At 30.5% G+C, this 18,303-nt stretch carries 22 protein-coding genes; 21 read left to right on the top strand and 1 reads right to left on the bottom strand.

Annotated elements, in window-relative coordinates; genetic code table 11:
- Positions 1-858 (bottom strand): class I SAM-dependent methyltransferase, encoded by an 858-nt coding sequence (locus D6T69_RS06320; RefSeq protein ID WP_240628382.1) that lies wholly within the window; start codon positions 856-858, stop codon positions 1-3.
- Positions 859-918: 60 nt separating this feature from the next.
- On the opposite strand from D6T69_RS06320, the gene uvrA reads away from it, so the two are divergent.
- From uvrA to D6T69_RS06230, 21 genes are all read left to right on the top strand, one after another.
- Positions 919-3,744 carry an excinuclease ABC subunit UvrA gene (uvrA, locus tag D6T69_RS06315; protein WP_125066956.1) on the top strand — a complete coding sequence of 942 codons (2,826 nt, stop codon included), beginning with the start codon at positions 919-921 and terminating at the stop codon, positions 3,742-3,744.
- A 137-nt stretch (positions 3,745-3,881) separates the two neighbouring features.
- Positions 3,882-4,565: a response regulator transcription factor gene (locus tag D6T69_RS06310; protein WP_099214061.1), complete on the top strand. Its 684-nt coding sequence runs from the start codon at positions 3,882-3,884 to the stop codon at positions 4,563-4,565.
- 118 nt (positions 4,566-4,683) lie between these two features.
- Positions 4,684-6,282: a vitamin K epoxide reductase family protein gene (locus tag D6T69_RS06305; protein WP_125066955.1), complete on the top strand. Its 1,599-nt coding sequence runs from the start codon at positions 4,684-4,686 to the stop codon at positions 6,280-6,282.
- A gap of 114 nt (positions 6,283-6,396) precedes the next feature.
- Entirely contained in the window at positions 6,397-6,555 is a 159-nt protein-coding gene (locus D6T69_RS15960) for a hypothetical protein (protein ID WP_164506697.1), read from the top strand.
- 2 nt (positions 6,556-6,557) lie between these two features.
- The gene (locus tag D6T69_RS15955; RefSeq protein ID WP_164506696.1) at positions 6,558-6,716 is read left to right on the top strand and encodes a hypothetical protein; all 159 of its coding nucleotides are present in this window, start codon (positions 6,558-6,560) and stop codon (positions 6,714-6,716) included.
- Between the two features lie 175 nt (positions 6,717-6,891).
- Entirely contained in the window at positions 6,892-7,083 is a 192-nt protein-coding gene (locus D6T69_RS06300; protein ID WP_125066954.1) for a hypothetical protein, read from the top strand.
- An 11-nt stretch (positions 7,084-7,094) separates the two neighbouring features.
- Entirely contained in the window at positions 7,095-7,301 is a 207-nt protein-coding gene (locus tag D6T69_RS06295) for a hypothetical protein (RefSeq protein ID WP_125066953.1), read from the top strand.
- Positions 7,302-7,313: 12 nt separating this feature from the next.
- The gene (locus D6T69_RS06290; protein ID WP_125066952.1) at positions 7,314-7,493 is read left to right on the top strand and encodes a hypothetical protein; all 180 of its coding nucleotides are present in this window, start codon (positions 7,314-7,316) and stop codon (positions 7,491-7,493) included.
- A gap of 294 nt (positions 7,494-7,787) precedes the next feature.
- A complete protein-coding gene (locus D6T69_RS06285; RefSeq protein WP_125066951.1) occupies positions 7,788-8,006 on the top strand; it encodes a hypothetical protein in 219 nt (72 codons plus the stop codon).
- Positions 8,007-8,294: 288 nt separating this feature from the next.
- Positions 8,295-10,481 carry a peptidase domain-containing ABC transporter gene (locus D6T69_RS06280; RefSeq protein WP_125066950.1) on the top strand — a complete coding sequence of 729 codons (2,187 nt, stop codon included), beginning with the start codon at positions 8,295-8,297 and terminating at the stop codon, positions 10,479-10,481.
- Between the two features lie 85 nt (positions 10,482-10,566).
- A complete protein-coding gene (locus D6T69_RS06275) occupies positions 10,567-10,785 on the top strand; it encodes a hypothetical protein (RefSeq protein ID WP_125066949.1) in 219 nt (72 codons plus the stop codon).
- Positions 10,786-10,893: 108 nt separating this feature from the next.
- Entirely contained in the window at positions 10,894-11,100 is a 207-nt protein-coding gene (locus D6T69_RS06270) for a hypothetical protein (protein WP_125066948.1), read from the top strand.
- A 14-nt stretch (positions 11,101-11,114) separates the two neighbouring features.
- Positions 11,115-11,342: a hypothetical protein gene (locus tag D6T69_RS06265; RefSeq protein ID WP_125066947.1), complete on the top strand. Its 228-nt coding sequence runs from the start codon at positions 11,115-11,117 to the stop codon at positions 11,340-11,342.
- A gap of 17 nt (positions 11,343-11,359) precedes the next feature.
- Positions 11,360-11,554, top strand: coding sequence for a hypothetical protein (locus tag D6T69_RS06260; RefSeq protein ID WP_125066946.1), 195 nt, complete (start codon positions 11,360-11,362; stop codon positions 11,552-11,554).
- 45 nt (positions 11,555-11,599) lie between these two features.
- Positions 11,600-11,773: a hypothetical protein gene (locus D6T69_RS15950; protein WP_164506695.1), complete on the top strand. Its 174-nt coding sequence runs from the start codon at positions 11,600-11,602 to the stop codon at positions 11,771-11,773.
- Positions 11,774-11,850: 77 nt separating this feature from the next.
- On the top strand, positions 11,851-13,140 hold the full coding sequence (locus D6T69_RS06255) for an HlyD family secretion protein (RefSeq protein WP_125066945.1): 1,290 nt from the start codon (positions 11,851-11,853) through the stop codon (positions 13,138-13,140).
- Positions 13,141-13,224: 84 nt separating this feature from the next.
- The gene (locus D6T69_RS06250; protein WP_125066944.1) at positions 13,225-13,404 is read left to right on the top strand and encodes a hypothetical protein; all 180 of its coding nucleotides are present in this window, start codon (positions 13,225-13,227) and stop codon (positions 13,402-13,404) included.
- A 17-nt stretch (positions 13,405-13,421) separates the two neighbouring features.
- The gene (locus D6T69_RS06245; RefSeq protein ID WP_125066943.1) at positions 13,422-13,637 is read left to right on the top strand and encodes a hypothetical protein; all 216 of its coding nucleotides are present in this window, start codon (positions 13,422-13,424) and stop codon (positions 13,635-13,637) included.
- A gap of 366 nt (positions 13,638-14,003) precedes the next feature.
- The gene (locus D6T69_RS06240) at positions 14,004-14,222 is read left to right on the top strand and encodes a hypothetical protein (protein WP_125066942.1); all 219 of its coding nucleotides are present in this window, start codon (positions 14,004-14,006) and stop codon (positions 14,220-14,222) included.
- 363 nt (positions 14,223-14,585) lie between these two features.
- Positions 14,586-15,296 carry an LOG family protein gene (locus tag D6T69_RS06235; RefSeq protein ID WP_125066941.1) on the top strand — a complete coding sequence of 237 codons (711 nt, stop codon included), beginning with the start codon at positions 14,586-14,588 and terminating at the stop codon, positions 15,294-15,296.
- Between the two features lie 98 nt (positions 15,297-15,394).
- Positions 15,395-18,217, top strand: coding sequence for a gluzincin family metallopeptidase (locus tag D6T69_RS06230; protein ID WP_240628381.1), 2,823 nt, complete (start codon positions 15,395-15,397; stop codon positions 18,215-18,217).
- Positions 18,218-18,303: the final 86 nt, after the last annotated feature.

Below are 18,303 nucleotides of genomic sequence, written 5' to 3'. Positions count from 1 at the left end.
CTATTTTTTCAAGATATAAAAATTCTCATTTAAAATTAAATCTTTTTCTAACTTCACTTCATTATTATATTTTTTGGAAAGGCTAAAATAGTCTTGATGATTTATTAAATCATAACTTTTATTTTCTTTATAAAAACCATCTTCAATCGTCTGCCAATCTGATGCCTCAGTTTTTACCATTTCTTTATTACAAAAGTCGAGTAATTTTTTAAACCCTTCTGATTTTTTTAAACCTTTTTGAAAAGAAGCACTTCCTATATAATCCCCTTCTTTTTGTAATATCGAAAAGAAATCAAAAAGCTTATCAGTGTCATTTCTTGATAAAAAAAACAGCACACCTTCTATTAAAATAAATGAGGTTTTATTTTTTTTAATTGCTTTAATTCTTTTGAGTAAATCCTCAACATAATCCTCACTAAAATCGACCCCTATAAAATGGATTGTTCTTTTTGGCAATTCTTCTTGATTTTGAAACTCTTTAACTTTTTCCTTTTTATAATCAACTATTTCTTTCTTATCTATTTCAATATTTATTATACTTTGATCTAATAAAAAAGGATACATACTAAAGCCTGAACCAAAATTAATTAGAACTTCTGGTCTAAGCTTTTCAATCTCTTCAAGAAAGAATCGATTTCTCAAACAATGAGCCGAAACCTCCTCTACACAAACTTGATTGAGGTATTTTTTCACTAAAACATTTGTTCGAGAATTATTCCAAAGCTTCGCATATACATCTCTACTCAAATCTTCATTTAAAGACCTAAAAGTTGATGTAACAAACGCTGTTTCGTGTATTTCTATACCTAAACCACTCATTGATACGCAAGATACTATTTTCAGTTTATTTGTTGACAATCACTGCTTCAAAATAAATTTGGTTTTGGTAACTTTGCTGTTTTTGGTAAAATCCTCACTTTGAAAGAACAAGAATACATAGAAGTTTACGGAGCCCGAGCTCATAATTTAAAGAATATTGATGTTAAAATTCCTCGTGAAAAGCTAGTTGTAATTACTGGTTTAAGCGGGAGTGGAAAATCTTCTTTAGCTTTCGACACCATTTATGCTGAAGGACAACGTCGTTATATTGAAACTTTCTCAGCTTATGCACGTCAGTTTTTAGGCGGGTTAGAAAGACCTGATGTTGATAAAATAGACGGACTTTCTCCTGTAATTTCTATTGAACAAAAAACAACAAACAAAAGTCCTCGTTCTACCGTAGGAACTATTACTGAAATTTACGATTTTCTTCGTTTATTATTTTCTCGTGCAGCAGATGCTTACTCATACAATACAGGTGAAAAAATGGTAAGTTATTCTGACGAACAAATCAGAAAATTAATTTTAAAGGATTTTGACGGAAAACGCATTGCCATTCTTGCACCATTAATTAAATCGAGAAAAGGGCATTATCGCGAATTATTTGAACAAATTTCTAAACAAGGTTTTGTTCGTGTTCGTGTGGATGGAGAAATTAGAGAGATTGAAAAGGGCATGAAGCTCGATCGTTACAAAACACATGATATCGAAGTGGTTATCGATCGATTAGTTGTAAATGATGCTGCCGAAAAACGCCTAGAAGAGACTATTAGAACTGCATTATACACGGGTGATAATATTTTAATGGTAATAGATGTTGATGATGAAAAGCCTCGTTATTTTAGTCGTGAACTGATGTGTCCAACTACAGGAATTGCCTACCCTAACCCCGAACCAAACACTTTTTCGTTCAACTCACCAAAAGGAGCTTGTTCACACTGCAACGGACTAGGAATTACCAACGAGATAAACCATCAAAAAGTAATTCCAGACGATAGCATTTCTATTAAAAACGGAGGAATTGCACCCTTAGGTGAACAAAAAAATAGTTCGATTTTTAAACAGCTTCAAACTATTGCTGAGCGTTATAACTTTAAGTTAACCGACCCTATAAAAAGTATTCCTAAAGAAGCTATGGAGATTATTCTTCATGGAGGAAAAGAAAAGTTTGAAATTCAATCAAAAACTGCTGGAGTTACCAGAAATTATGAGATTGATTTTGAAGGTATCATTGCCTTTATTGAGAATCAATATAAAAACTCAGAAAGCACTTCCATCAAACGTTGGGCAAAAGGTTTTATGGATGAAGTTACTTGTTCGGTTTGTGATGGAAAGCGTTTAAAAAAAGAAGCACTTCATTTTAAAATCACCGATAAAAACATTAGTGATTTAGCCCAAATGGATGTGTTAGAGTTAGCTAGTTGGTTTCAAAAAGTTGATAAAAAACTATCTGAAAAACAATTAACTATTGCTTCTGAAATTTTAAAAGAAATCCGCACACGCATTCAGTTTTTATTGGATGTTGGGTTAGATTATTTAACATTAGACAGAACTTCAAAATCTCTTTCTGGAGGAGAAGCCCAACGCATTAGACTTGCAACACAAATAGGTTCACAACTTGTAGGTGTTTTATATATTTTAGATGAACCTAGTATTGGTTTACATCAACGTGATAATCAAAAATTAATTGACTCTTTAATTAAACTTCGTGATGTTGGAAATTCTGTTTTAGTGGTTGAGCATGATGAGGATATGATTAAGAATGCTGATTTTGTGTTAGATATTGGTCCAGGTGCAGGTCGTCATGGAGGAGAAATTGTTAGCGAAGGCAACTTTGACGATTTAAAAAGTCACGATACTCTCACTGCTGACTATTTATCGAGAAGAAAAGAAATTGAGGTTCCTAAAAAGCGTCGTGACGGAAACGGAAAAACAATCTCATTAAAAGGCGCTTCTGGAAACAACTTAAAAAATGTTTCCGTGGAATTTCCTTTAGGAAAGATGATTTGTGTCACAGGTGTTTCTGGTAGTGGAAAATCTACTTTAATCAACGAAACCCTCTACCCTATCCTAAATGCACACATTTATCGAGCGGTTAAAAAACCAATGCCTTTCAAAAAAATTGAAGGTTTAGAACATATTGATAAAGTAATTGATATTGATCAATCTCCTATTGGTAGAACTCCACGTTCAAACCCAGCTACCTATACTGGAGTGTTTAGTGAAATACGTAGTTTATTTGCTAAAACTCCAGAAGCTTCTATTAGAGGGTATAAACCAGGTCGTTTTAGTTTTAATGTAAAAGGTGGACGTTGTGAAACCTGTCAAGGTGGTGGTGTTCGTGTAATAGAAATGAATTTTTTACCAGATGTTCATGTAGAATGTGAAACTTGCCAAGGAAAACGTTTTAACCGAGAAACTTTAGAAATTCGTTATAAAGGAAAGTCGATTTCTGATATTTTAGAAATGACAATCAACGAAGCTACAGTATTTTTTGAGCATATTCCTAAGATCTATAGAAAATTAAAAACAATTAAAGATGTTGGTTTAGGGTATATTACACTCGGACAACAGTCTACTACTCTCTCTGGTGGAGAAGCACAACGTATTAAATTAGCATCAGAGTTATCAAAAAGAGATACTGGAAATACCTTTTATATATTAGACGAACCAACAACTGGACTTCATTTTGAAGATATTCGTGTGTTGATGGATGTTTTAAATAAGTTAGCAGATAAAGGAAACACTGTTTTAATTATTGAACACAACTTGGATGTAATTAAACTCGCCGATTATATTATTGATATAGGTATAGAAGGTGGTAAAAAAGGCGGTAAAGTATTAACATTTGGAACTCCTGAAGAAGTTTCTGAACACAAAAAAAGCTACACAGCAAAATTCTTAAAAAAAGAGTTAAAAAAGTGAGATAACAATATTTCTCATTGACAAGTAATTTATTTTATACATATTTTTTTTGATTTTAAATTAGTTTATATAAATTTATGAGCTGATTTTTTGTAAAAGAATCAATTAAATAGTATTCCCCCCGAAATTATTTAAACATGAGAAAAGAAAAACAATCTGCCTTATTAGCGGATAATTGCCCGCTTATTTGCGAAACGTACAAGAACATAATATCTAAAATAGCTAGATTAAACCCAAATTTTAATTTTAACACGGACATTACCTATAATTGTAATGGAGCTTACGATATTATAAAAAAGACAATTGAAAAAGAAACCTCTCTAAACTTTGTTGTTTTAGATTTAAAACTTTCACCTGCTAAGAACAGAAAAATTTTATCCGGCGAAGATTTAGGTCTTTTAATCAGAAAACTACTACCAAGTACAAAACTGATTGTTTCAACTGATTGTAATGACAACTATAGAATTCACAATATATTTAAAAGCTTAAATCCTGAAGGTTTTCTTGTTAAAAGTGATCTAACTTCAAAAGAGTTAAAAAACGCTATAAAAAATGTAACAAACAATATTCCTTATTATAGTAAAACTGTTTTAAGCCTTTTGAGAAAAGAAGTTTCAAACAATTTTTCTATAGACTCAATAGACCGACAAATTCTATATGAACTTTCATTAGGTTCTAAAATGAAAGACATGCCTAACTATATACCACTTTCTGCAGCTAGTATTGAAAAACGAAAACGACATTTAAAAAAAATATTCAATGTTAAAGCTAAAGGAGACAGAGAGTTAATATTAGTAGCAAAAGAGAAAGGATTCATTTAAAAAAATAAAAACTACGGTTTTTCCATACTTTTTTTATGGTTTTTTTTGCGAAAAAATAATTATCAACATATAGCTTTGGGAAGATTAAAAATAGCTATCCTTAAAAACTTATTTACTTTTGAAAGACACATTAATCAATCTAGTACAAAAATTACTTAAGAAAAATAGTATTTCTTTTGACAAAGAAGAATTAGCTTTTCAAATTCAAAGTCATCCTTCTTATCCTAGTTTACATGCAATTACAGGAGTGTTAGATCATTTCAATATTGAAAATGTTGCTGCCGATGTTCCTGTTAATTCAGAAACTCTTTCACAATTACCCAACTGTTTTATTGCTCAAGTAAACAGTGATTATGGCCAAGATTTGATTGTAGTAGAAAGAAAAAAGTTAGATTACATAATTTACGATTCTGAAAACAAAAAAACGAAACTTACTGAAAGTGAATTTCTAAATAAATTTACAGGAATTATTGTTGCTGTTGAAGAAACAGAAGACTATCAAACAACCAAAAACAACTCCAAGCTAGTAAAAACTATTGGTTTTTCTCTACTTGCTGTTTTTGCTTTATTCTTTGTTTTTAACAATTCAACTTCGTGGTATAACACTTTTTATTTTCTACTATCAATTACTGGAGCTGTTATTAGTGTTGCAATTATAAAGCATGAACTTGGATTGAAAACATCTATTGGTGACGCCTTTTGTTCAGGAGCTGATGATAAAAAAGATTGTGATGCTGTATTAACCTCAAAAGGTGCTGAAATTTTAAAAGGATATAAATTAAGTGATTTTAGTATGCTTTATTTTATAGGGTTATCTCTTTTAACCTTTACTCAAATTTCTAATCCTGTAATTTCATATACTATTAGTTTACTTGCAATACCTATAACATTATATTCTTTATACTACCAATATGCAGTTGTAAAAAAATGGTGTCTTTTATGTTTAAGTATTGTTGGGGTACTTTGGTTACAAGCATTAGCTCCTGTATTAACAAACAACTATATTAATACTTTTGTAGTAAGTGATTTTGTTACTTTAGGTCTAATAGCTTCTTTTACTTGGTTAACTTGGAGTTACATAAAACCTTTATTCACTGAAGTTCAAAAACTCAAAAAAGAAAAGATAGCAAGTGTTAAATTTAAAAGAAACTATGCGCTATTTGATAGTTTATTACAAAAGTCACCTCAACTTGACACTCAATTAACTGATAGCAAAGAGATTATTTTTGGAAACCTTAACTCCAACCTTGAAATAACAATAGTTACCAATCCTTTTTGTGGGCATTGTAAACCTGTTCACGCTCATGTTGATGAAATACTTAAAAGATATCATAACAATGTAAAAATTAAAGTACGATTTAATGTAAGTGTAGAAGATAAGAATAGTGATGTTGTTAAAATTACTAGCAGACTTATAGAAATTTACAATACACAAGGAGAGAAAGAATGTCTCCAAGCCATGGACGCTATTTATGAAGGACAAAAGCCTGCTGCTTGGTTAAAAAAATGGGGTGAATGTTCTAATAAAGAAACTTATACCTTGGAGTTAGAAAAAGAAAAGAATTGGTGTACAGAAAATGCTATCAACTTTACTCCAGAAATTTTAGTAAACGGAAAATCATTCCCTAAAGAATATAACAGAACTGATTTAATATTATTTATTGAAGACTTAGAAGAAAATTCACAAACTTCTAATGTTTCATTAAAAACAGCATAAAAACAAAGCCCTAAAAAGGGCTTTGCATTTTGAACAAAATTCTCTCGCGAAGAATAGACACATTGGTGAGTGTCTTTAAATGTTCGCCGCAAAAGTAACCTTAATATTTTAATTATGAAAAAACAAATTCTAAATTTAGGTAAAGCTTTAAAAAAAGTGGAACAAGCTCAAATTAACGGAGGTAGAATGCAATGTGATGTTAACGGGGATCGCATATGTGAAGACTTTGGATGGAAATGTGCTGAACCATATTGTCAATTAATGCCTTTATAGTTATGAAAAAACAAATTTTAAGCTTAGGTAAGGTTTTAGATAAAACTCAACAAACCCACATTAATGGAGGTGGAGAAATTGTAGGTTTATGTGATTTTAAAGGAAACTGCCCTAGAGGAAGTTATTGTGCAGACGGTTACGTTTGTACAAAAATTAATTAATAACAAATATTTATGAAAAAATCAATTTTAAACTTAGGTGCTCCCTTAAATAAAGTTCAACAAATCCATATTAATGGTGGTAGAAAGATGTGTGACACAAATAAAGATCGTATATGCGAAGATTATGGTCCTCATTGTGCCGAAATATATTGTAGTTTCATTTTAGACTAAAAAAATGAAAAAGTCAATTTTAAACTTAGGCAAACCTCTAAATAGAGTTAAACAACTACAAATCAATGGAGGTAAAGAGCAATGTGATAATCATTATCAATGTGGTAATGGCTATTGCTGTAATACTGCTGGATGGTGCCAATTATTTGGTGATCAAGGAAGCACAGGATACTTATGTGATGGAAGTATAATTTAATTAAACAAATTATGAAAAAATCAATTTTAATTTTAGGAAAATCTCTTAATACAGCAGAGCAAAAACTAATTAACGGCGGAGGCTTAAAGCCAAGAAAGTGTTGTGATCCAGCGTTACAGTGTTGTACAACAAGTCATGCCGCCATAAATAACCCTAGCTGTGGAGGAACTTATATTTCAGGTTGTCAATATCACCCAGCTACTAATTGTTGTATTTAACCCTATAAGATCATGAAAAAATCAATTCTAAATTTAGGTAAAACCTTAAATAAAATAGAGCAAACGCTAATCAATGGAGGTAAATACAATTGCTTTACCAGTGATGATTGTGACTTGGGTTGTTGTAATACTGCTAATTTTTGTCAAACGATAGGAAGTCCCAACGCAGGTGGTTTACCATGTAAATCTTAATTAACACTTTTTAAAATTTCAAAACTATGAAAAAATAGATATTAAAATTAGGAAACGCTTTAAACCAAGCCGAGTAAAAACAAATTAATGGTGAAGGAGCTGTTGGATTTTGTGACGGAGAAGGTAACTGTTCGCCCGGTCAATATTACGATGGTATATACTACAATACTGAAGATGGTAGCGGTAGCTGCACTGGCAGTAACAACAGCACAGGACCATGGAAATTTTGCCCAGATGGAGGTATAAGCTGTACAGGCTGCTAACTAACCAATATAAAAATTAATATATTTTTTTATGAAAAAACAAATTTTAACCCTAGGCAACGTTTTAGGTAAAACACAGCAAAAACAAATTAATGGAGGACAACCAATGCCTGATCCAAGGTGCAAATGCTTCTGCTATTTAAATTCAACAAAGTACACAACAGATTGTCAATCATTATGTCCAAATGGAGACATCCCTGGAGTGTATGAAGGAACACCCGCTTCTTGTTTTGGTGATTATCCTATGTAATTAATAATTGTTTTATTTAAAATACACCCATTTAGATTCTGTATAATGAGCGAGATTCAGTACCGCAACTTGGAAAAATTGAACATGTAGCAACAACTCCAAGTCAAAGAAGGTGTTTTTTCTAGTCGTATAATTTAATACAACGCTATAAAAAACATTTATTGTTCGGATAGCACTTCTAAAAACATACCTTAAAAAGGTATTGATTATTTAGCTCTTAGTAATTTTTAAAACTAGGTTAGAAATTGTATATTCCTGACCTAGTTATATCTTATACCAAAATTGAACTTGAAAAAATTCCCAAACTACAAACAAACCGAAGCAAAAGATTGCGGACCTACTTGTATCAAAATCATAGCTAAACACTATGGTAAAACTATTAATACTCAACAACTAAGAAGTTTAAGTGAAACTACCAGAGAAGGAAGTAGTTTACTTGGTTTAAGTGAAGCTGTTGAGTCTATAGGTTTCAAGTCTTTAGGTATTAAATTAGCTTTCAATAAGCTTAAAGAAGCCCCATTCCCATGTATTATTCACTGGAATAAAAATCACTATGTAGTTCTTTATAAAATAAAAAAGGATCTCGTTTATATTTCTGATCCCGCTCACGGATTAATTACTTTCACAAAAGAGGAGTTTATTCAACATTGGATTGGTAACAATGCCGATGAGAATACAGAAGAGGGAATTGCTTTATTAGTGGAACCCACTCCTAAATTTTATCAAGAAGAGTTTGAAGAAGATGAAAAATTTGGATTTTCTTTTATTTTCAAATACTTATATAAATACAAAAAATTTATAGCTCAACTTATAATAGGACTTCTTGCCGGAAGTTTATTACAATTAATATTGCCTTTCTTAACTCAAAGTGTCGTTGACGTAGGTATTAAAAATCAAGATTTAAACTTTGTATATCTAATCTTATTTGCACAACTGTTCCTTTTTATTGGAAAAGCTTCTTTAGAAATTATTCGAAGTTGGATTTTACTACACCTTAGTACTAGAATCAATATTTCTTTAATCTCCGACTTCTTCATCAAGTTAATGAAGCTTCCTATCTCTTACTTTGATGTAAGAATGACAGGAGATTTACTACAAAGGATTAATGATCATAAACGTATTGAAAGAATTTTAACTACATCATCTTTAACAGTATTATTCTCTTTCTTTAATCTTTTAATTTTCAGTTTGGTATTAGGCTATTATAGTTTACAAATTTTCGGAGTGTTTGTGCTAGGAAGTGTGTTGTATTTTGGTTGGGTATTATTCTTCTTTAAAAAACGAAAAGAATTAGACTATAAACGTTTCTCTCAAGTAAGTCAAGAGCAAAGTAAAGTTATTGAACTTATCAATGGGATGCAAGAAATAAAGCTTCATAATGCTGAAAGACGTATGCGTTGGAACTGGGAGTATGTGCAAGCTCGATTATTTAAAGTAGCTACCAAAAGCCTTGCTTTAGAGCAAACACAAAGTGTAGGTTCAAACTTCATTAATGAACTTAAAAACATGTTCATTACCATACTTTCTGCAAAACTAGTTATAGACGGTCAAATTACCTTAGGTATGATGATGGCTATTAGCTACATCGTTGGTCAATTAAATGGCCCTATTACTCAACTAATTAATTTTATGAGAGATATACAAGATGCACAAATCTCTTTAGATAGATTAGGTGAAATACACAACATGGAAGATGAAGAAAAACCTAGTGATGAAAAAGTTACTACTATTCCTGAAAATGCTTCAATAAAATTAAATAATATTTCATTCAGATACACTGGAGGATTAGAACCTGTGTTAAAAGATTTATCACTTGAAATTCCTGCTAACAAAACAACAGCTATTGTAGGTGTTAGTGGAAGTGGTAAAACTACTTTAATGAAACTACTACTTGGTTTCTATCAAGTTGACCAAGGAGACATTATGATTAACAACTTCAATTTGAAAAACGTATCACAAAAAGAGTGGAGAAGAAACTGTGGTGTTGTAATGCAAGAAGGTTACATTTTTAATGATTCTATAGCTAAAAACATAGCTGTAGGTGAAGATTATGTTAATAAAGAAAAATTAGCTCACGCAATCGATGTAGCAAATATTGGTGACTATATTGAAGGTCTACCATTAGGATACAACACAAAAATTGGTAGTGAAGGAAACGGATTGAGTACTGGTCAAAAACAACGCTTATTAATTGCACGATCTGTTTATAAAAACCCGAAATTCTTATTCTTTGATGAAGCTACTAGTGCATTAGATGCCAATAACGAAAAGGTTATTATGGGAAAACTTAATGAGTTCTTTGCTGACAAAACAGCGGTGGTAATTGCACACCGATTAAGTACTGTAAAAAACGCGCATCAAATAGTGGTACTTGAGAAAGGAAAAATTATTGAAAAAGGAAGCCACGAAGAATTAATTAAATTAAAAGGAAGTTATTATCATCTAGTTAAAAATCAACTAGATTTAGGTAAATAAAATATTCATTTCGCGAAGAATAGACATGAACCTTGAGTGTCTTTAAATTGTTCAAGGATTTTTATCAAATTTAAATTATTTTAAAATGAAAAAATCAATTTTAAATTTAGGAAAATCAGTTAGTAAAACTGAACAAAAACAAATTAACGGAGGAAATGAATCGTGCCCTCCAACTGGATGCTACTACTCTGATACTCCACTTAGTACACCAGCAACTCTTTGTGGTACTTGTCAAGATTACCATAATCTTTCACAAGAATGCCAAATGAAAGTTTTAGTCAATCACGAATGTTTTTCTAGATAATAAAATTCTTTAAAAACTAACATTATAAAAACTCTCGCAAAGAATAGACATAAACCTTGAGTGTCTTTAAATGGTCAAGGTTTTTATCAAATTTAAATTATTATTAAAATGAAAAAATCAATTTTAAACTTAGGAAAAGCTCTAAATAAAACTGAGCAGCAACTAGTTAATGGAGGTAAATCAATTAGTTTCCCATGCTCTAACTACTTTTTTTGCGCTTTAGACTGTGAAGAAGGAGACGTTTGTGCTGTACCAAATGGTATGGGAGGTGCTAATAGAGGTATTATAAAAAATGGACAATGTTGCCCTGCTTAAGCTTCTAAATAATTATGAAAAAATCAATCTTAAACTTAGGAAACAACTTAAGTAAAATAGAACAAAAGTCAATCAATGGTGGGGGAACTCAATCATGCCCTCCTACTAACTGCTACTATGGTAATAGTGACACAGAGTTATTTGGTGGTGCTGTTTATTGTGGGAGTTGTAGTGACTATAACAACCTTCCTTCTAACTGTCAAAACAGAGTTAGAGTTGGGTATTATTGTTTTGGTGTATAATTTAAAAAAAATAAAAAATGAAAAAGTCAATTTTAAATTTAGGAAAAAAGCTAAATAAAAAAGAACTACAAAAGTTAAATGGTAGTTCCGCTAGTAACAATTGTTATGTTATAGATGGGGGACCTTATGGAATTTTATGTTCAGATTGTTGTAAACTACAAGGAGACTCCTGTGTTCCTGATTACACTCAAATTTGTCAACAACCCTATTAGTCTTTTTTTATCTCTCTACTAAAACTAGTATAAAATATTTTAATTATGAAAAAATCAATATTAAACCTTGGAGTGATTTTAAATAAGGTTGAACAGCAACTAATCAATGGAGGTAAAAATAAGTTTTGTGAAAACGACTCTAATTGTGAATGGCCATTAGGTTGTTGCATTGGACTTTGTATGACGCCAGAAAGATATGATGAAATTTGTGGATTATAACCCATACTCATTATCTTTTAAAACCTTAATTTATAACATAAAGGGAGAATAATTCTCCCTTTACTATAAACTTTAAAATGCCTAACAATACTCAAGATATAGAGATTCGTAGTGAAGAAGTACAAGAAATTTTAACTCATTTACCTAACTGGATGATACGTTGGGGTAATACTTTACTTCTTGGACTTATAATAATGCTTTTATTCATTTCATGGTTTGTAAAATACCCTGATGTTATATCTACAGAGGTAATGGTTACCACCTCTACTCCACCCGAAAAAATTTATGCTAAATCAACCGGTCAGTTTGAAGCTTTTTTAACGAGTGAAGGTAAAAATGTCTCTGAAGGAGATGTTTTAGCGGTTATTGAAAACAGTGCTTCTTACAAAGATGTCTTACTATTGAAGAGTATTGTCGATACTATCGAAGTGAATCAACAAAAGTTCTTTTTTCCTGTTGATAAAGTTCCACCTTTAATTTTAGGAGACATAACTTCTAGCTACTCTCAATTTGAAAACGACTATTCTGAATATGTTTTAAACGAAAAACTAACTCCGTTTAAATCTGAGAACTTCGCAAACCAAATGTCTGTTATAGAAGCAAGAGGTAGACTACAAATTTTATTATCACAAAAAGAACTAAACTTAAAAGAACTAGAGTTTAAAGAAAAGGACTTAGAACGCAGTAGAAAAATGTTTGGTCAAGGAGTTATTTCTGCTAAAGAAAAAGACCAAAAAGAAATAGAATATTTACAAGCCAAACGATCATACAAAACCCTTGAATCTTCGATTTCACAAATACGTGAGTTAATCAACAATTCTGCTAAAAATTTAGAGGGAACTTCTATAAAAAAAACACAACAAGATACTCGATTGAAAAAGAAAGCTATTCAATCTTTCTTATACTTAAAAAAAGCTATTAAAGACTGGGAAAAACAATATGCGCTTACTTCTTCTATAGATGGAAAAGTATCATTTCTCTCTTTTTGGAACAAAAACCAAACTGTAAATACAGGAGATTTAATATTCACTATTATTCCAAACAAAGGAAACTCTTTTATTGGTAAAATTGAAGCACCTGCTGCTAACTCTGGTAAAATAAAGAAAGGTCAAAAAGTTCAAATTAAACTATTAAACTATCCTTCTGATGAATTTGGTGAGTTAAACGGAAAAGTCAAATCTATCTCTCTTATACCTAACGAAAAAGGCAACTATTTGGTAGATGTAGAATTACCCCAAAACCTAGAAACTACGTACAATAAAACAATTCCTTTTAGACAAGAAATGAAAGGAGCAGCTGACATCGTAACTGAAGATTTACGCTTGATAGAACGTTTTTTCTATCAACTTAAAAATATAATCAAATAAAAAATTCTTTCGCGAAGAATAGACACAAACCTTGAGTGTCTTTAAAACAGTTCAAGGGTTAATCAATATTTAAATTTTTTAATCATGAAAAAATCAATTTTAAACTTAGGAAAAGAATTAACTAAAACAGACCAAAAACAAGTTAATGGTGGTATTGGATCTGGTTCATGCACTGGTAGTGGAAGCTGGTGTTGTGTTCAAACTCAATGGGGAGAGTTTTGTGATGCAGGAAGATGTACACAATATGGTTGCATTTGGTATTAATATCTAAAAAATAAATTATGAAAAAATCAATTTTAACCCTTGGTAAAACTTTAAGTAAGATAGACCAAAAACAAATTAATGGTGGTAACAATTGTGATTATTACAGAGAACATGGCTTATGCTTTGGTCCTGTACCTGGTTGTTTACATTGCGATCAAATTGAAGGCTACCCAGGCGCTGAGGGTTGTGTTCTAATTCATAGCGATTGTTTTGAAGGGACAGAACCTTTATAAACTTTTTCGGCTATCTAAAAAGATAGCCGATTTCTAATTTCTTAATTTTAATAGTTTGCGGTATTTATTAGCATTAACAAATAAAATTAATCTTTTCAGCAAAAAAAGTATGAAAACAAATTTCAACCTTAAGAAACGTTTTAAACAAAGTTGAACAAAAAGTAATTAATGGTGGAAGGCATGCCAATTGTAATTCATACTCTAGCCCTAGTCGCTATAGTAACCAACAAAGTCAATATGGTAGTTATCAAGAGTATAATACACTACCTGAAAGGCATAAACCTTGTGTACTTGTTAACTATCATTGTATTTCTGCTTAAAAATAAAACTTGTCTTAAATAATATAAAATATTTTAATCATCAATTATGAAAAAAACAATTTTAAACATAGGTAAAGTCTTAAACAAGGCTAATCAAAAACAAATTAACGGAGGTACTTCTAGTTGCAATACTTACTCTGGACCTCCATGCTATGGTATAAACAATGGGGTTTGTGGCACTTGTCCTCAGTATCAAGCACTTCCTCTTGAACATAAAAAATGTGTTCTTGTACACACTGACTGTGAAGAAAGCAACCCTTTTTAATTCTAATATATTTTAATATAAAAAATCAAATTTTAAACTTAGGAAAAGTTATAAATAAAGCTGAACAAAAAACTATTAATGGTGGTAATCCCATCTGTCCTGAGGCTTTTATATCAATCACAACCTGAAAACACTTGTTGCACATTTATTATGTTGTAATAATCTTAGGTAACTATACATTATTTTACACTAAAGGTATATGTAATTACCTAATTTTATTTTCATGTACAAAGAGTGAGTTTATCTCGCTCTTTTTTTATATCTCTCATCTCATAATTAATAAAAAACCACTAAATTAGCAGGCTTGCTAAAAAGCAAATATTAGCAGTTTAATTTGTTATTTAATATAAAAGTAGAAGAATTATGAGTCCGAATGATGACAGAAAAATTAGAGAAAAACTACAACAAAAAACCTGGAACGAAATAAAAACAAATGACTCTTGGGCTATTTTTAAAATTATGTCTGAGTTTGTTGAAGGCTACGAAAAACTAAGCAAAATTGGACCTTGTGTGTCTATTTTTGGGTCTGCACGAACAAAAGTTGATGATCCATATTATAAATTAGCTGAAGAAGTAGCTTATAAATTAACACAAAGTGGTTTTGGTGTTATTACTGGTGGTGGACCTGGTATTATGGAAGCAGGTAATAAAGGAGCTCATCGTGGTAAGGGAACTTCTGTTGGTTTGAATATCGAACTTCCTTTTGAACAACACGACAACCCATGGATTGACAATGACAAAAACTTAAATTTTGATTACTTCTTTGTTCGTAAGGTTATGTTTGTAAAATATTCTCAAGGATTTGTTGTTATGCCTGGTGGTTTTGGTACAATGGATGAACTTTTTGAGGCAATTACTTTAATTCAAACTAATAAAATTGGTCGCTTCCCTATTGTTCTAATTGGCAAAAAGTTCTGGGCTGGATTGTTAGACTGGATTAAAAATACTTTAATTGAAGAAGGTAACATTAGTGAGAAAGATTTAAATTTATTCAGAGTTGTTGATACTGCTGACGAAGCTGTTGAGCACTTTAATAAATTCTATGCTAAATATCAACTGAAACCAAACTTCTAAAAATTTTTATCTTTAAAGCTCATTGAAAATTCAATGAGCTTTTTTATTTTCACAAGGTTTATTAAATAATAAATCTTTTTAAAAGACCTTATATAATATTGAAACAGAAAACACTCCTCTTATTATGTGCTATCATCTTGTATTGCTTTAAAATAGTAGCACAAGAAAACTCTGTTGAAATAAAAGCTAAATTAGATATAGACAACGATGTAATTCATATTCTACAAAAAACAATATTTTATAATCGCTCTTCTTCTAATCTAAATTATATTTTTTTACATAACTGGGCTAATAGTTATAAAAATGATGACACTCCTTTAGCTAAACGTTTTATTGAAGATTATAGAAAAACTTTTCATTTTTCAAAAGATAAAGATAGAGGCTATAGCATAGTGAAAAACTTAACAGTTAACTTTAAACAAGTTTCATTTAAAGAGGTAAAAAATCAACAAGACATTATTAAAGTATCTCTTAATAAACCCTTAAAGCCAAAAGATAGTTTAGTACTCCGTACCTCATATTCTGTAAAAATTCCAAATGCAAAATATACAGGATATGGAAAAACAAAAACAGGATATCATTTACGGTTTTGGTATATAACTCCTGCTGTATACGATAAAGAGTGGCAGTTAATGAGCAACTTAAATTTAGATGATTTATACGAAGAACTCTCTAATTACTCTATTTCTATAGATATTCCTAAAAACTATCATATAGAAAGTAACTTATACCAATATAAAACTGAAAATGATAATTACACCAATTTCTATTTAGTTGGTGCAAAAAAAAAGGATATCATCCTTCATATTGATACAGTGAGAACTTTTAAATCTTTTAAACTAAAAGATAAAGAAATAAAAACAGATGCTTACCTAAAACAAATCCCTAATGAAGAAACAACCAAAATTATAAATAGGCAAATACAGTTTATAGAAGACTTCATTGGCAAACACCCGCACCCTGAAATCCTTGTAGATTCACGTACCATAAACAAAAATTCTCTGCATGAAATTTATGGGCTTCCTAGTTGGCTAAAACCTTTTCCTAAAAATTTTAGATGGGAAACAGGTTTTTTAAAAGCTCTTACTCAAAAGTATTTTGATGATGTAATTATTCATAAACCGAGAAAAGATTACTGGTTAACCGATGGCTTACAAACTTATTTAATGATGGAGTATGTAAAAAAATACTATCCAGAAGTTACTTTTTTAGGTAAGTACTCCAAGTATTGGCCTATAAAAACCTATAATATTGCTAAATTAAAACAAAACGATAAATATCCTCTTGTTTATCAGTTTAGTTCTCGTAAGTTTTATGATCAACCTTTAACAACCTCTAGTGACTCTCTTTCTAACTTTAACAGGAAAGTAGTAAGTAAGTATAAAGCTGGTTTAGGAATTAAATATTTACATGACTTTGTTGGAGATAGCATTTTAAAAGAATCTGTAAAAGAATTCTACATTAAAAATCAGCTAAAACCTTCAAGTAGTAAATCCTTTACTGAAATACTTCAAAAAAAAACCTCAAAAGATTTGCAATGGTTTTTTGATGATTACCTTACTACCGATAAAAAAATTGACTACAAAATAAAAAAAGTAGCCTACACCAAAAACAAAGATTCTTTGTTCGTAACCATCAAAAATAAAAGAAGTTTTACTGCTCCTGTAGCACTCTTTGGTATTCAAAAGAAAAAAATAAAACTTAAAACTTGGATTACAAATGTAGATTCTACCAAAACAGTAAAAATTAAAAGAGGCGATTTTAACAAGCTAGCTTTGAATTATGAAAATAACTATCCTGAATTTAATTCTCTTAACAATTTTAGAAATGTAAATAATAACATTATAAGTAAACCTATTCAATTTCGCTTCTTTAAAGACTTTGAAAACCCTTATTATAATCAACTATTTTATTACCCTGATATTAAGTATAACTTATATGACGGACTAATACTTGGGGTAAACATAAACAACAGGTCACTTGTTAGCCATAACTTTCAATTTAGTTTAACCCCTAACTATGGTCTTAAAAGTAGAAACTTAACCGGATCTTTCTCTGTAGGATATAATCATTTTTTAAGAGACTCTAAAATTTATAAAATACGGTATGGAATTTCAGGAAGTAATTTTCACTACGCTCCTGAATTAGGATACAATACTTTAAGTCCATTTATTAATTTTCAATTCAGGAGAAATACACTCCGTGATATTGGTTCTAAATTCTTAATAGCCCGTATGGTTAGTGTTGATAAAGAAGTAGCCCCTAATAGTACTCAAAACGATCAAGATAAATATAACATTTTCAACCTGCGTTATATCAACAACAAATTTGATGCTATTCACAGAATTAGATATGCTGCAAACCTCGAGATAAATTCTAATTTTAGTAAAATATCTACTGATTTTCGTTATAGAAAGTTCTTTACTGCTAACGAAAGTTTTGAAGTCCGTTTTTTTGGTGGACTCTTCCTATCTAACAAAACGGAAGGAAATTACTTTAGCTTCGGGTTAAACAGAGGTAATGACTATTTATTTGAACAAAATTTATTTGGACGTTCTGAAAATGAAGGGTTCTTCAGTCAGCAATTTGTTGTAGGACAAGGAGGCTTTAAATCTAAATTTAAAGAACCCTATTTTGCTAATCAGCTTATAACATCTATTAATACCAGTGTAAGTGTATGGAGATGGGCCGAGATTTATAACGATGTTGCTATGTTAAAAAACAAGAACACTACCCCCAAGTTTTTTTACGAGAATGGTATTCGATTAAACTTCCTTCCAGATATTTTTGAATTTTACTTACCTATCTACACTAACGAAGGTTTTGAGATTAACAAAAGAGCTTATCCTTCAAAAATTAGATTCATCATTACCACAGATATTGATAGAATTTACAACTTCATCAGAAGAGGCATATTATAGATACTTCAATAAAAATTGATTTTTTCTCTTTTTTTTGAAAAATATTCAATGAAAATAGAAATTTTTAAATTTCAACTAAAAAACCT

This window comes from Tenacibaculum singaporense (assembly GCF_003867015.1).
GTDB lineage: Bacteria > Bacteroidota > Bacteroidia > Flavobacteriales > Flavobacteriaceae > Polaribacter > Polaribacter singaporensis.
Note: the sequence above shows the minus strand (reverse complement) of the source record. Positions and strands in the feature narration are given on the sequence as shown.